The following is a 15499-nucleotide window of genomic DNA, read 5'->3' as shown; positions in this document are numbered from 1 at the left end:
GCCGTACTGGTTTAAAGTTAATCCACTATATCCTCTCTATTCGCAACCCCATCACGTTCATTCTATTGTTAAGAGGCTGCCATGATGAAATTATCTTGACAGCCTCTTATATCGTACTTTTAACTTGTTTTGTTTTATATGAAGTTATGGACGCATTCTAAAGACATTACTTACTTGACCGTTATAGATACGGACTCAGGGTTTGGCGCAAAATTTCCATATCTGTAACCTTCGTAATGTTTGCCTTACCCAGACGATCCAAACCAATAAAGCGCATGACGCCGCCACTCACTTTTTTATCATGACTCATGTGCTCTATCCATTTTTCAAATTCGAACTTCGGCGGTGCCGATGGTAATTTTGCAGCCTCAAGCAATGCTGCAATACGAAGCGTATCTGCCTCATGAATTTTACCCAGTTTCTCGGATAACCGTCCTGCCAATACGCATCCCGCGGCTACTGCTTCTCCATGCAGCCACACGCCATAACCCATTTCTGCTTCAATGGCATGACCAAAAGTATGCCCCAGATTCAACCATGCACGAATCCCTTGTTCTGTCTCATCTTGAGCCACAATCTCAGCTTTCATTTTGCAACAATGGTACACAGCCTGCGTAAGTTTCTCCTGATCCTGCATCATTAAATCGGTCATGTGCTGCTCTAACCACTCAAAAAACTCAATATCGCCAAGCGCGCCGTATTTAATGACCTCTGCCATACCGGCAGATAATTCGCGTTGCGGAAGCGTTTTAAGCGTAGATAAGTCCGCCAGTACAGCCTTAGGTTGATAAAACGCGCCTATCATGTTTTTCCCAAGCGGATGATTGATTGCCGTCTTACCGCCAACTGAAGAATCGACTTGACTTAACAATGTAGTCGGCACTTGAATAAATGGGGCGCCACGTTGATAAGTTGCCGCCGCAAAACCAACCATATCGCCAATGACCCCTCCTCCCAATGCGATCAAGGTCGTTTTGCGCTCTGCCCTATTTTGCATTAAACCGTCAAAAATAAGATTAAGCGTTTGCCAATTTTTATATTCTTCCCCATCAGGCAAAATAATACTGAAACTGGGAATACCTAATCTATCCAAGGTCGTCTGAAAAGATTCTAGATATAAGGGCGCAATCGTCTCATTCGTAACAATGGCCACCTTATCACTTAAATATGGCTTTAATAAAACATCAGCTTGTTCAATAAGATGATTCCCGATAAAAATAGGATACTGATGGGAGGGAGTTTGGACGGTCAGGGTACGCATTTTGATTCCTTGTTAATCTTTAGTTGCCGGCTCTCATTTAGGGTCGCCTGAAAACCTATATCGTTACTCACTGATAACAAATCTATTATCGATTTAACGCCTCAAACAACCGTTTCACCGTTTTTGCACAGCTGTCGGACTCGATCACAATGTGCGCAGTATTTCGATATAAAGGATCACGGGTATTATAGAGCTCTTGCAACTTAGCAAGCGGGTTCTCTACCTGTAACAAAGGGCGGCTATTATCATAACGGGTCCGTTCTAACAAAACTTCAGGCGAGGCATGAAGATACACGACCGTACCATTTCGTCGCATATTTTGCCTGTTTTCCTCACGCAAAACCGACCCTCCTCCTGTTGATAAAATAATATCCTTCATCGCGGTCAATTTCTTGAGCATAGCAGTCTCTCGATTGCGAAACCCTTGCTCACCCTCCATCTCAAAGATGATGGGAATAGAGACACCTGATGCCGTACAAATCTCATGATCACTATCATAAAACGGACGATCCAACATTTGGGCAATATACCGCCCCAAAGTGGTTTTGCCTGCACCCATCAAGCCAATTAATATTAAATTACCGTTGATTTTTTCCATAAAAAGCATTTTATACGATACTCAGCATTATTTGTGCCACCCTTCCAAACTCGTGTCTGCAAACACCATACTTCGATTTTTAATCCGTTGATTCTAATTGTTTTTAATTTCAGACTTCTAAAAGTCTTTGGCTATTATATTTGACGCACAAATCCCGACTATCAAATTGAATAAATAAAAACCGGGCAGATATCCAAAAGACATCTACCCGGTTTTATTGCATCACTTAATAACGCAAATTACTACCCACACCATCCATAATGCGAGGCGTTATGAAAATCAACAATTCGCGTCGTTCTTCTTTCTTGGCTCGTGATTTAAACAAGTTTCCTACTACAGGAATATCACCAAGCAATGGAACTTTATTAATGGTATCGCTATTGTCCTCTTCATAGATACCACCAACGATCAAAGTACCACCATCTTCGACCATAGCCTGAGTATTCAAGTTCTTAGTCTGAATACACTTGGTTATCAAAGAATCTACAGTACAGTCGACCGGAGTATCTTTAGTGATCTTAACGGTCATAATGATTTGACCATCCGGAGTTACATTAGGAGTAACTGTCAGACCCAAAACCGCTTTTTTGAATGAAACCGAAGTCGCACCGCTTGAAGAAGCTTCTTGGTAAGGAATTTCGGTACCGGATTCAATCGTAGCTTCTCGACGATCCTGAGTCAGAACGCGAGGATTAGAAATGGTTTTGCTCTTACCAGTTGCTTCAGAAGCAGAGATTTCCAAACCTAATGCACCAGATGACAAGGCTCGTACTAAAGCGATACTGTTCGTCGCCGCTGTAGCAGGCAAACTTACGTTAGGCTGCAAAGACCAAGTTGGATAAGCAGACTCTCCGCGGAACACTGAGGCGTTAGTATTGTGGTTATTCTGAGCAGCTGACCAATCATTGCCCCAAGAGTTTCTTCCTCTTGCACCAGCAGCACCAAACTTAACGCCCAAATCGCGCGAGAATCCATCTTTTGCTTCTACAATGCGCGCTTCAACCATAACTTGGCGTGTAGGAACATCCAACTCATCAATCAATTTACGGAATTTCTCGATGACGTTCCGATTATCTGTAACAATCAAGGTATTCGTTGCGGGGTCAATCAAAGCACTGCCTCGGCCGCTCAACAAGGTATTGCGACCATTGGAATTGCTACTTCCATTATCTTCCAAACGAAGGATTTTGCGGAACTCCTCCACATTTTTATACTTCAATTGGAAGGTTTGCGAATACAAAGGACCAAGCTCTGCAATTTCTTTTTCTGCTTGCAAGAAGGCCTTATCCTTCGCCAACAATTCATCACGTGGAGCAATATTGATGATATTACCTTGACGACGCATATCCAAATTACGGGCTTGCATTACCAAGTCCAATGCCTGATCCCAAGGCACATCCTTGAGGGATAAAGTCATCTTACCATTTACCGTATCGCTAGCCACAATATTGACGCCGGACTCTTTTGCAAGAATCTGCAAAATAGTACGAACTTCAACATCTTGGAAATCTAGAGAAATTTTACGACCATTGAAAGATTTATTTGCATTACCACCATTCAAACCACGTGACTCCGTATCAGCGGCTTTAGGTAAAATTTCAAAAGTAAAATGCCCTGCTGCCGGCTTAGTACGAACTTCCCAGTTTGAACTATTTCGAATGATCAGCTGAGTATCATTACCGATTCGTTTTAAAGTTATATTTTTTACAGGTGTATTGAAATCGCCTACATCCAAACTACGTTGTGCTTGTGTTGGCAACGGATAGTTTTTCAATGTAATGATGACACGATCACGCTGTTGTTTAATATCAGGCTGTCCAGTAAAAGTCGGAACGCTTAATTCAACAACACCTGAATTGCGCGAGCCTTTACGGAAGTCGATATTAGCGGAATTAGCGACTTGCTTTGCTTTTTCTGACGGAACAGAATCCTGCATAGAAGGTTTATTATTTGATACAGACATTGCAGAATTTCGGTCAGCTGACTCGCTAACAAAAACCCAAACTTCATTACCATGAATTTCAGTATTATATTGGGCAGTTTTATTCAAACCCAACACAATACGGGAACGGTCATTATTTTGTGCCGCCGTAATCTGATTTAATAACGGATCGGCATACTCCAATACTGATTGAGGCAATCGGATAGTAGTGTTAGCAAAATCAAGTGCAATTCTAGCTGGAGCCGAAGTAACAAAACCACTCGGACTGGTTACATCACGATCAAAACGGATTTTGATAATTTTTTGACTATCAGGAAGAGTAGATACATTAATATCAGTAATATTACCTGCAAAAGCAGTTTGCACAGCCATGGCTACGCCAATACTGGCAAAAAATTTTGTCATGTGCTTAGTTTTCATAAAGTGAGACCCCTTAATTAATTTGGAATTGCGGCAGATTCGCTTCGAGATTCAGCTGTCGAAGCACCACTTGAACCTTCATCTGACTGTGTACTTAACGGCAATTCAGCCTTTCGATATATCCAGTTACCAGAACTGTCTTCTATTAATTCAGTCAAAGTAATTTTATCCTCAGTAATCGTTTGGATTTTACCGTAATTTTGACCGATATAGTTGCCCGGCATAACGGTATAAACATGTCCATTTACATCGATAAAGCCAGATGTCTTGTTATTACCACGCAGAATACCGACATAACGCATATTTTCCAAACTAAATGCTTCCAATGTTTCTTTCTGACGATTCAAATTAGGAGCATTATTCCCCTTGGGGGCATTTTCCAAACGTCGATAGTCAAACGCATTTAACCCATTATATGCTGGAGGGGTATATGCAACTGGCGGAGTAATCGTCGGTGCTTGAAATGGAGTAACCTTAACTTTAGCTTCATCTTGCGTCTGTTTTATCCACATATTTAAATCATCATGAGTGGGGGAACATGCTGCTAAAGACAAAACACCTACGAGTAAGATAGTATTTTTCATGATTTCCCTAATAACTTTTATTTATTGTCAACTTCAGCACCATTCTGCGCATCACTTCCGTTAGCCTGTGCCTCCTTCTGTTTGGCTGCAAGCTCGGCAGCAACTTCTTCTGCAGGACGAGCCTTATAAGTTGTTGCAGTGGCACTCAGTGTCAAAATATCACTTTTGCCCTCTTTACCACTTTTTCCGTCTGCTGCTTGGGAGAGCTTCAGAGATTCCAAAGTAATGATTCGCGATAAACCTCCGACATCACGAGCAAACTGGCTAATCTGATTATGCTTACCCGTAATGGAAATTTCATAGGGCAACTTTTGGATTGGACCATCATTAACTGGAGCTTGAGGCACAACACTATCCAAACGCAAACCATTAGCGGATCCAGCCTGATGCAATTCTTGGATTAAATTAGGAATTTCAGCATCTGTCGGCAGTTGTTTCAACAAAACATCAAAAGCTGAACGGATAGATGCCAATTCCTCCTGAAGGTTATGCAAATTAACAGCCTCAATACTTTTTTTCGTATATGTTTCCTTTAGTTCGGCTTCTTTAGCTTCCTGCGTAGAAAGTGTTTCGAGTTGCTCTTTGAAAATACCAACATATCCTATTGCCAAGACCCCCGCTATTGCCAACCCTGCGATAAATAACTTAGCAGGCATATTTAACAAATAGAGGTTTTGGATATCAATATTTTTTGCTTTACTTACAGACATTTATTTTACCTCTTGCTTCTGTTCGCCAGTTTCAGTCGTGTTCGCGGCTGGATTTTGTACGGGTACTGATGGATGACCTGAATTATTCAACAAAACCTTCAGAGTAAATTCTTGATAATTATCAATTTTCTTAATACTCAGAAGTTCTGGTTGAGCAAAAACCCCGGTACTTGGTAAAGAACGCATAAACATTGCGATCTTATTATCACTACTTGCTCGACCCGTAATTTTGTAAGATGTCGAACTTTCTGCTTCCAACGCTGTCAGATAAGAGTTATCGGGAGTAACTACATTTAAGCTGTCGATAATATAGGCAGCCTGTGAACGTTTTTCCTGTAACTCTTCTACTTTTTGTTTTTTTGATAGGAAATTTTCTTTTTCTTGCTGCAGTTTTAGAATTTCTCCCAAAGCTTTATCCAGCTTTTCAATTTCCTTCCCTAGAAGGGCATTACGGTCTTCCTGCCTGCTGATTGCATTATTAATTGTCAAATATGTCAACACAAGCAGACCTGCACCTATCAATAACGCCGAAAGCATTAATACTTTAAATTGTTGCTTTTTGCGCTGTTTGATTTCTTCCCTATAAGGAAGAAGGTTAATTTTAACAAATTCGATCATATTACAGTCCCCTTAATGCTAATCCGAATGCTAATGTTAAAGACGGTGCATCAATTTGCAGCTGTGGCAAATCAATTTTATTGTTTCGTTCAGCATATAAAACCGGGTGAATACACTGTGTCGCAGTATTGGTTTGAGAAAAAATACTTTCCGCCAATCCGGCCTGTTGCGATGCAAACCCAGTTAATAAAATATGTTTAATGTTTGAGAAGGTCTCTGTTGTCTGCGTAGTGTAGTAAAACTGCAATACACGTTGGATTTCTTGCGCTACCTGAACGTTAAAGCGATCTGCGACTTGGGTTTGATAATCAGATGGTTTGCTGGATGAAGCTATCATCTGAGCCGCTTTTTCTTCTGTCACTTGATAAGTACGCTGAATCAGTTGATTCAACTGTTCCGTACTGACAGGAGTCTCTTGTTTATACAAAATCTGTCCGTTTTGCATCACCAATGCGTACATTTGGGTAGCATGAATGCCAAATACGGCAACTTTTTCATTAGTCAATTCAGGTGCATGATTATTAATCCAAAAAGCATAGGCATTTCTCTGAGCCAAAAGATCCAAATCTAAGGCAGACAGATCAAGTCCTGCATTTTCAAACATTTCAATAACAGGCTCAATATCGTCTTTTCTAGCTGCTACGGTTGTAATCTGCTGCCCCGCCGGGGAAACGGATACGCCGGTCACCTGATAGTCATAACTCATTTCATCAATAGGACCGATTGCTGAAATTTCAGATTCAGCGAACTCGTCCAAATCAAGTTCGGTATCGCGAGGGTTGTAAGTTATGTTCTCTATTGTTGCCAAGCTTTGTGGTACAGCTGCAACAAAGTTCTTACAAGAACTGCGCAATTGCGTATAAGTATGTTGCAAATAGGTAACAAGTTGGTCGTAATCTTGGATTTTGTTACCTTTTACAATATTTTTAGGTAATTTGGTAATAACGTATTTTTCTAGCTGAATTTGGTTTAAACTACGGCCTGTCAGCTGAACCATCTTAATGGCATGCTGGCTGATGTCGATGCCGATAGCGGCTCGGTTGCTTAACCCTCCGGAAGCTTTACTTGCCTTGCTGGTTTTGCTTTTAGGGCTTTTTGATAAGCTAATCATATAATTTCCCTGTATTGTTAGGAGTGAGTAACTGTTTCGATATCCGTAAAGGATTTCTTTTTCTTTGCACAGTAAATACTGTGTTTCACAGAAATCGGTTTCTATTTTACTTTATTTAATGCCAGTGATGGCAAAAATTATTACTTAGTCATGATTAAAAAGATTATAACGACCTGTCTTGGTTTGATATTAGGATTGGCACTCTTCGGTGTCGGCTTGCTCGCTATTGCGATTTTGGTCACATACCCCAAGTTGCCTGCTCTTGATTCTTTACAACACTACCAACCCAAAATGCCCCTCACAGTATATTCTGCCGACGGTCAGATTATTGGGGTTTACGGTGAACAGCGCCGGGAGTTTACAAAAATTGGAGATTTTCCAAAGGTTTTGAAAGACGCTGTTATTGCCGCAGAAGATAAACGTTTCTATGAGCACTGGGGCGTAGACGTAGTAGGCATTGCCCGTGCCGCTATCGGCAACGTAGTCGCCGGCGGTTTGCAATCAGGTGCCAGTACCATTACTCAACAGGTAGCAAAGAACTTCTACTTGAGTAACGAGCGTACATTTACCCGCAAATTCAATGAAGCCCTATTGGCCTATAAAATCGAACAGACGCTTAGTAAGGATCAGATTTTAGAACTGTATTTCAACCAAATCTATTTGGGTCAACGGGCATACGGTTTTGCCTCTGCCGCTCAAATCTATTTCAACAAAAATGTGAAGGATTTGACTTTGGCTGAAGCATCCATGCTGGCAGGTCTACCTAAAGCGCCTTCAGCGTATAACCCCATCGTTAACCCTGAGCGCGCCAAACAGCGCCAAGCCTACATCCTGCGAAACATGCAGGAAGAAAATATGATTACTGCACAACAACGCGATCAAGCTTTGAAAGAAGAGCTGCATTATGAACGTTTTGTGCAAAACATCGACCAAAACGCTTTGTATGTTGCTGAAATGGCACGCCAAGAGTTGTATGAAAAATATGGCGAGGACGCATACACCCAAGGCTTTAAGGTCTACACAACCGTCAATACCGCCAACCAACGTGTTGCTACTGAAGCCCTTAGAAAAGCGTTGCGTAATTTCGACAGAGGCAGCAGTTATCGCGGCGCAGAGAACTACATCGACCTCAGCAAAACTGATGACGTAGAAGAAACGATCAGCCAATATCTTTCTACTTTATATACGGTTGACAAAATGGTTCCTGCCGTTGTCTTGGAGGCTTCTAAAAAAGGAGTTCTGATTCAACTACCTAGCGGGAAAAGATTCAATCTGAACAGCTACGCGCTCGGCTTTGCAGCCCGTGCAGTCAACAACGAAAAAATGGGAGACGACCGTATTCGTCGCGGTTCCGTCATCCGTGTCAAAGGCGGCGGCAACAATTGGTCTGTCGTTCAAGAACCCCTATTGCAAGGCGCTCTGGTATCATTAGATGCAAAAACAGGTGCTGTACGTGCATTGGTCGGCGGTTATGACTTCCACAGCAAAACATTTAACCGTGCCACCCAAGCCATGCGCCAACCAGGTTCTACCTTTAAGCCTTTCGTATACTCTGCGGCACTCGCCAAAGGCATGACAGCATCCACCATGATTAATGACGCACCACTCTCCCTGCCGGGTAAAGGTGCCAATGGTTCTGCTTGGAATCCTAAAAACTCAGACGGCCGTTATGCAGGCTATATCACCCTGCGCCAAGCATTGACCGCCTCTAAAAACATGGTTTCCATCCGAATCTTGATGTCCATCGGTATCGGATACGCGCAACAATACATCCAACGTTTCGGCTTCAAACCGTCCGAAATCCCTGCCAGCCTGTCTATGGCGCTTGGTACCGGTGAAACAACACCATTGCGTGTCGCTGAAGCATATAGCGTCTTTGCCAATGGCGGTTACAAAATTTCCGCATACGTCATCGACAAGATTTATGACAGCGAAGGTCGTCTGAAAGCACAAATGCAACCTCTTGTTGCAGGCGAAAACGCTCCTCAAGCCATCGACCCGCGTAACGCATACATCATGTACAAAATCATGCAGGACGTTGTCCGTGTCGGTACTGCAAGAGGCGCCTCCTCACTTGGCCGTTCCGATATCGCCGGTAAAACCGGTACGACGAACGACAATAAAGATGCATGGTTCGTCGGCTTCAACCCAAGTATTGTCACTGCCGTATACATCGGCTTCGACAAACCGCGCAGCATGGGCCGCGCAGGTTACGGCGGCACGATTGCCGTTCCAGTCTGGGTAGATTACATGCGCTTCGCGCTCAAAGGCGTAGAAAACAAAGGCATGAAAGCACCGGCAGGTATCGTAAACAGCGGCGGCGAATACTATATGAAAGAACGTATGACCACCAGCTCCGATATCACTCTGGACAATAGCGGTACCGTTCCACGCCCTGCACAACAACCTTCCCGACAACAACGCCCGGCAAATGCCAACACTGCTACAACGCCTGATAGCGATCGGGATGGCGGAGACCGCGGTCGCGGTGATTTGCAAGAAACGCCGGTACAGCCAAGCAATGTTAACAATCGACAATTAGACTCACTGTTCTAATTACACCGGTCAAAAGGTCGTCTGAAACCCGAATCAGGAATTTCAGACGACCTTTTTATATATGGCAGCACAATCTCAATTCATTGCCATGTGAAACAAGATGGAAAAATTCACTTTAAACCGATACAGCATTGCCTCATCCGAGCCTAAAGCGGAGAATTTCCCCAAATGCTAAAAAACCAGTTTCATGTCATCTGCACTGCTCATCAAACTTATCCCCTACCCCTTGATTTCAAATTACCTCACCACACTAGATTCCGCCCCTTCCACTCACTCCATCAATCAAACGAATAGTGGATAAACTTTAAACCAGTACGGCGTTGCCTCGCCTTGCCCTGATTTAAAGTTAATCCACTATAAAAACGACAAGGTCGTCTGAAACATGATCCAACATTTTCAGACGGCCTTTTCGGGTTTATCTATATATATTTAAAGCAACATACACAGCAGCAAGACGATTATGTTCCCTCCCTCTGCAAGACAATAAACGGATTTGCGTCCCGTCAATGCAGACTATACTACGACCGATTACAATGACTCGGAATTTTCCGGCTTTCCGATATTCAAGTTGTCCATTTCTTCTTGATGCGTAGCAAACCATTCTCCAACGACTTGGTTGACTTCTTCTATACCTTGCTTTTTAAGGCTGGAGAACAGTTGTACGCTGATGCGTTGACGGGTCATATAGGGCTTGAGCGATTTTTTGACTGCGCCTAAAGTTTTGATTTGCTCGTTTTTCGACAGCTTGTCGGCTTTCGACAACAAAATATGCACAGGGCGGCCGGTGATGTGGAAAAAGTCCAGCATCCGCAAATCCAGCTCTTTCAATGGGTGGCGCGCATCCATAATCAACACCAAGCCGATGAGCTGACGCCGTTGTTGGAGGTAGTCGCCCAAGAGTTTGACCCAATGCGTGCGGATGGCTTCGGGAACTTGTGCATAGCCGTAACCCGGCAAATCGACCATGAAGCTGCCGTTGCTCAATTCGAAGAAATTGATGTGTTGGGTCCGTCCCGGCGTTTTGGAAACGTAGGCGAGCCGGACATGGTTGGTCAGGGTATTGATCGCGCTGGATTTGCCTGCGTTGCTTCGTCCGACAAATGCGATTTCTGCGGGTGTGTCGGGCAGGTCTTTGAGATGGTTGACGGTGGTGAAGAATTTGGCGTTCTGAAAGAGGTTCATCCGTATTTCCTTGTTCCCTGAGACGGAGTGGCGGAATTTGCCGTGTTCATGTTGCGAAACATGGTAGTAATTTAATGTAAATCTAGTATAGAATAGCACGTTTATAGAATTATCGGTTTTTATCGGGTAAAATTTATCCGGCGTTTTGAGTATAAAAAAGGCATTGTCGCGGTATGCAATGCTGTAATCAGGAGCACTCCATGAAACGATTGACTTTAGCGGCCTTGGTTTTGGCTGCCGGCGCGGCTGTCGCTGCCCCGAAAGCGGATATTGCAAAAGGCAAAGAAGTGGCTACTACCATTTGTGCGGCATGTCATGCGGCGGACGGCAACAGCGGCATCGCCATGTATCCAAAGCTCGCCGCGCAACACAGTGCCTATATCTACCGTCAAACCTTGGACATTAAAGAAGGCAAACGTACAAACGGTTCCGCCGCTGTGATGAAACCTATGGTGATGAACCTGTCCGAGCAAGACATCCTGAATGTATCCGCATTCTATGCCAAACAACAGGCCAAATCCGGCGAGGCAAACCCGAAACAAAATGATCCTGTTTTGGGCGGCAAAATCTACCGTGGCGGTTTGGTGGATAAAAAAGTTCCTGCCTGTATGTCCTGCCACGGCCCCAGCGGTGCAGGCATTCCGGGCGGCGGTACCGAAATCGGTGCATATCCGCGCTTAGGCGGCCAACATATGTCTTATGTGGTCGATCAAATGAAGGCATATAAATCCGGACAACGCAAAAACGCGATTATGGAAGATATTGCCAAACGCCTGACCGAAGAAGAGTTGAATGCGGTTTCCAACTTCATCCAAGGTCTGCATTGATTCCTATCAATCCGTCTGTTTGCGGATGATGTGAATATCAAGGTCGTCTGAAAACGCTTGCCCTTGGGTAGTTGTTTTCAGACGACCTTGTGCGATGGTATGCCGCCGCTTTTGAGGCAATAAGTATTTTCAAATGGCAGCCTTTGGCTTTTTGCCCCATCATGTCTATTTTTCGTGCCGTTCGATAATCGGGTCTCTTCCGAATCCCGACCATCCCCGTATTCTTTATCAAATCAAACCGCTATGAGCAAATCCCCTTCATCCGTCCCCCTTATCCGCAAACCTTGGTTCGCTTTTTTAAGCTCCATGCGTTTTGCCGTTGCCCTGCTCAGTCTTTTGGGCGTCGCTTCGGTTATCGGGACGGTGTTGCAGCAAAACCAGCCTCAGGTCAATTATGTTGTGAAATTCGGTCCGTTTTGGTCGCAGATTTTCAACTTTTTAGGCTTGTACGATGTTTATGCGTCCGCTTGGTTTGTGGTCATCATGATGTTTCTGGTGATATCGACCAGCTTATGCCTGATTCGCAATGTTCCACCTTTTCTCCGCGAAATTAAATCATTCCGTGAAAATGCCAAAGAAAAATCATTGGCGGCGATGCGCCATTCGACTGTATTGGAAGGCAAGATGTCGTCTGAAATCGCCCGGCGTTATCTCGAAGTACAAGGCTTCAGCTGCAAAACCGTAACGCGCGAAGACGGATCGGTTTTGGTTGCCGCCAAAAAAGGGGCGATGAACAAGTGGGGGTATATCTTTGCCCATACCGCGCTGATTGTGATTTGTTTGGGCGGCTTGATAGACAGCAACCTCCTGCTGAAAATCGGTATGCTGACCGGACGCGTCGTACCGGACAACCATTCCGTCTATGCCAAAGACTTCAAACCGGAAAGCATTTTGGGTACGTCGAACCTGTCGTTCCGCGGCAATGTGAACATTACCGAAAGGCAAAGTGCGGACGTGGTCTTCCTCAACGCCGACAACGGGATGCTGGTTCAGGATTTGCCGTTTGAAGTGAAGCTGAAGAAATTCCACATCGACTTTTACAATACTGGGATGCCGCGTGATTTTGCCAGCGATTTGGAAATTACCGACAAGGAAAGCGGCAAAAAATCGGAACACACCATCCGCGTCAACCATCCGCTGACGCTGCACGGCGTCACCATCTATCAAGCGAGCTTTGCCGACGGCGGCTCCGATTTGAAGTTCAAAGCCTGGAATTTGGGCAACCCAAGCCGCGAGCCGGTAACGCTCAGGGCGACGTCTATGCGCGATTTCCCGCTCGACATCGGCAATACGTCCTACAAACTGGAGTTTGACCAATTCACGTCCATGAACGTGGAAGACATGAGCAAGTCGTCTGAAAAAGAGCAAACCCTGCAATCAGCGATTAACGACGTGCGCGCCGTCTCTCAAGAAAACAAAAAATACACCAACATCGGCCCATCCGTTGTTTACCGAATCCGCGACAAAGCGGGTCAGGCTGTCGAATATAAAAACTATATGCTGCCCGTTAAGCAGGAACAGGATTATTTCTTCATCACCGGTACACGCACAGGTCTGGAACAGCAATACCGTTGGCTGCGCATTCCTGCCGATAGAACGTCCAAACCCGATACCTTCATGGCGATGCGCGAACTCTTGAAAGACGAAGCCGCACGCAAAGCCGTCATCCGCAACGCGACCTTGAACGCGCCCGAAAACATCCGCGAGCAATTCACCCTTGCCGCCGAAAATACCTTGGGCATTTTTGCGAAAGGCGGCTATTTGGCGTTGGACGAATTTATCACCAAAAACATCCCCAAAGCGCAGCAGGAAAAAATGCAGGGATATTTTTACGAAATGCTGTTCGGCGTCATGAACGCCGTATTGGAAGAAACCATCCAAAAATACAAGCTGCCCGCATGGCCTCAAGACGAAGCGCGCAACCGCTTCCTGCTGCACAGCATGGACGCCTATACCGGCCTGACCGAATACCCCGCCCCCATGCTCCTACAACTGGACGGCTTTGAAGAAGTCCGCTCCTCCGGCTTGCAAATGACCCGTTCGCCCGGTGCATTTTTAGTCTATTTAGGCTCTGTTTTGCTGGTTCTCGGCACGATATTTATGTTCTACATCCGCGAGAAACGCGCGTGGGTCCTGTTTTCAGACGACCACATCCGCTTTGCCATGTCTTCCAGCCGCAACGAGCGCGACCTGCAAAAAGAGTTTCCGCAACATACACAAAGCCTGCAACGACTGGCGAAAGATTTGAACCATGACGCATAACCATAACCCCCTACCCGAACACGAGCTGCTGACGCACAAATCGTTCCTCAAATCACTGAATACGGTCGACTGCCTATTCGCCCTCCTGACCGCAGCCGGCGCATTCTTCGCCCAAACCCGCATTCAGCACGCCATGGACATCTACGAAATGGTGATTTTGTGGGCAAGCGCGGGCATTACCGTCTTTTTAGGCTGGTTTTTCAAACCCATGCGCTGGTTTGCCCCCTTGTGTGCCGTCCTCGCATACAGCGCCGTCATGCTCTACGATGGCGAAATCACGCATTCCGACGGCTTCCTGCTCAAATACTTCCTCAGCAGCCAGTCCGCGATTATGTGGCAATGCGCCTTCGTCTTCTTCGCACTCTTCGCCTACATCACCGGCGCCGTGCTGGCACAACGCAAAAACGTCGCCACCAACACCCTGCTCGGCATGGGCTCCGTATTCGCCTGGGTGTCCGCCGTCGCAGGCTTTACCGGACTTTTAGTGCGCTGGCACGAAAGCTACCTCCTGCGCCCTGACGCAGGACACATCCCCGTTTCCAACCTCTACGAAGTCTTCATCCTCTTCCTCGTCATCACCGCCCTGATGTACCTCTACTACGAAGCCCGTTTCGCCGTACAAAAACTCGGCGGCTTCGTCTTCAGCTTCATGGCGATCGTCGTCGGCTTCGTCCTTTGGTACAGCTTTTCCCGCGAAGCACACACCATCCAACCCCTGATTCCCGCCCTGCAATCATGGTGGATGAAAATCCACGTCCCCGCCAACTTCATCGGCTACGGCGCATTCTGTATCGCCGCCATGCTCGGCATCGCCGAACTTTGGGCATTGAGAAACGAAAACGCCGGCAAAAAATCATCGCTGCCGCCTTCGCAAGTCATCGAAGAAGTCATGTACAAAGCTATCGCCGTCGGCTTTCTGTTCTTCACCATCGCCACCATCCTCGGCGCACTGTGGGCGGCTGACGCATGGGGACGCTACTGGAGCTGGGACCCGAAAGAAACTTGGGCATTCATTGTCTGGCTCAACTACGCCGTCTGGCTGCACCTGCGCCTCGTCGCCGGCTGGCACGGCAAAATCCTCGCATGGTGGGCAGTCATCGGACTGTTCGTTACCGCCTTCGCCTTCATCGGCGTCAACATGTTCCTGAGCGGCCTGCACTCTTACGGCACCTTGTAAGTGTCAAAACACAATAAAGAAAGGTCGTTTGAAAAGCTTTAGCGCAACCCGCAAAGCATTTTTCAGACGACCTTTCCACATTATCAGCCACAACACAATAAAATCACACAAAATACCTCCCAATATCCCTCCCTTTCCTATTGAAACACCCCTTCCGATACACCATAATTCCATCTATAAGGCGATCACGCAAAACGCGTGTACATTGCGTCGATTTACCCGTTTTATAGTGGATTAACTTTAAATCAGGA

The 15499-nt window shown here is 45.6% G+C and carries 12 protein-coding genes; 4 read left to right on the top strand and 8 right to left on the bottom strand.

Going from position 1 to position 15499, the window contains the following annotated elements; genetic code table 11:
• Window positions 1–181 precede the first annotated feature (181 nt).
• The 7 genes from aroB to pilM all read right to left on the bottom strand — a co-directional run bounded on the left by aroB (window position 182) and on the right by pilM (window position 7244).
• Complete coding sequence (gene aroB / locus HMPREF3050_RS12520; protein WP_070775014.1) at window positions 182–1261, bottom strand: 3-dehydroquinate synthase; 1080 nt, start codon at window positions 1259–1261, stop codon at window positions 182–184.
• Between the two features lie 85 nt (window positions 1262–1346).
• Window positions 1347–1859, bottom strand: coding sequence for a shikimate kinase (locus tag HMPREF3050_RS12515; protein WP_283117816.1), 513 nt, complete (start codon window positions 1857–1859; stop codon window positions 1347–1349).
• 226 nt (window positions 1860–2085) lie between these two features.
• On the bottom strand, window positions 2086–4221 hold the full coding sequence (locus HMPREF3050_RS12510) for a type IV pilus secretin PilQ (protein ID WP_070775013.1): 2136 nt from the start codon (window positions 4219–4221) through the stop codon (window positions 2086–2088).
• Between the two features lie 17 nt (window positions 4222–4238).
• The gene (locus HMPREF3050_RS12505; RefSeq protein WP_003765902.1) at window positions 4239–4805 is read right to left on the bottom strand and encodes a pilus assembly protein PilP; all 567 of its coding nucleotides are present in this window, start codon (window positions 4803–4805) and stop codon (window positions 4239–4241) included.
• 17 nt (window positions 4806–4822) lie between these two features.
• Complete coding sequence (pilO, locus tag HMPREF3050_RS12500) at window positions 4823–5515, bottom strand: type IV pilus inner membrane component PilO (RefSeq protein WP_003765893.1); 693 nt, start codon at window positions 5513–5515, stop codon at window positions 4823–4825.
• Entirely contained in the window at window positions 5516–6133 is a 618-nt protein-coding gene (locus tag HMPREF3050_RS12495) for a PilN domain-containing protein (protein WP_003759517.1), read from the bottom strand.
• A gap of 1 nt (window position 6134) precedes the next feature.
• Complete coding sequence (gene pilM, locus HMPREF3050_RS12490) at window positions 6135–7244, bottom strand: type IV pilus assembly protein PilM (protein WP_003776205.1); 1110 nt, start codon at window positions 7242–7244, stop codon at window positions 6135–6137.
• 150 nt (window positions 7245–7394) lie between these two features.
• Here pilM and HMPREF3050_RS12485 point away from each other — a divergent pair, with 150 nt between their 5' ends.
• Window positions 7395–9800, top strand: a complete 2406-nt coding sequence (locus HMPREF3050_RS12485) for a penicillin-binding protein 1A (protein WP_070775012.1) — start codon at window positions 7395–7397, stop codon at window positions 9798–9800.
• Window positions 9801–10328: 528 nt separating this feature from the next.
• On the opposite strand, the gene yihA is transcribed toward HMPREF3050_RS12485, so the two are convergent.
• Complete coding sequence (yihA, locus tag HMPREF3050_RS12480; protein ID WP_070775011.1) at window positions 10329–10982, bottom strand: ribosome biogenesis GTP-binding protein YihA/YsxC; 654 nt, start codon at window positions 10980–10982, stop codon at window positions 10329–10331.
• Window positions 10983–11182: 200 nt separating this feature from the next.
• Between yihA and HMPREF3050_RS12475 the strand changes: the two genes are divergently transcribed.
• From HMPREF3050_RS12475 to ccsB, 3 genes are all read left to right on the top strand, one after another.
• Window positions 11183–11809 (top strand): c-type cytochrome, encoded by a 627-nt coding sequence (locus HMPREF3050_RS12475; RefSeq protein ID WP_003759506.1) that lies wholly within the window; start codon window positions 11183–11185, stop codon window positions 11807–11809.
• A gap of 306 nt (window positions 11810–12115) precedes the next feature.
• The gene (locus HMPREF3050_RS12470; protein WP_070775032.1) at window positions 12116–14071 is read left to right on the top strand and encodes a cytochrome c biogenesis protein ResB; all 1956 of its coding nucleotides are present in this window, start codon (window positions 12116–12118) and stop codon (window positions 14069–14071) included.
• The gene (ccsB, locus tag HMPREF3050_RS12465; RefSeq protein WP_070775010.1) at window positions 14061–15248 is read left to right on the top strand and encodes a c-type cytochrome biogenesis protein CcsB; all 1188 of its coding nucleotides are present in this window, start codon (window positions 14061–14063) and stop codon (window positions 15246–15248) included. Before HMPREF3050_RS12470 ends, ccsB begins: the two co-directional genes overlap by 11 nt.
• Window positions 15249–15499: the final 251 nt, after the last annotated feature.

This window comes from Neisseria sp. HMSC065D04, assembly GCF_001815675.1.
Classification (GTDB): domain Bacteria; phylum Pseudomonadota; class Gammaproteobacteria; order Burkholderiales; family Neisseriaceae; genus Neisseria.
The sequence above is the reverse complement of the archived record's forward strand: the minus strand, read 5'-3'. Positions and strand labels throughout refer to the sequence as shown.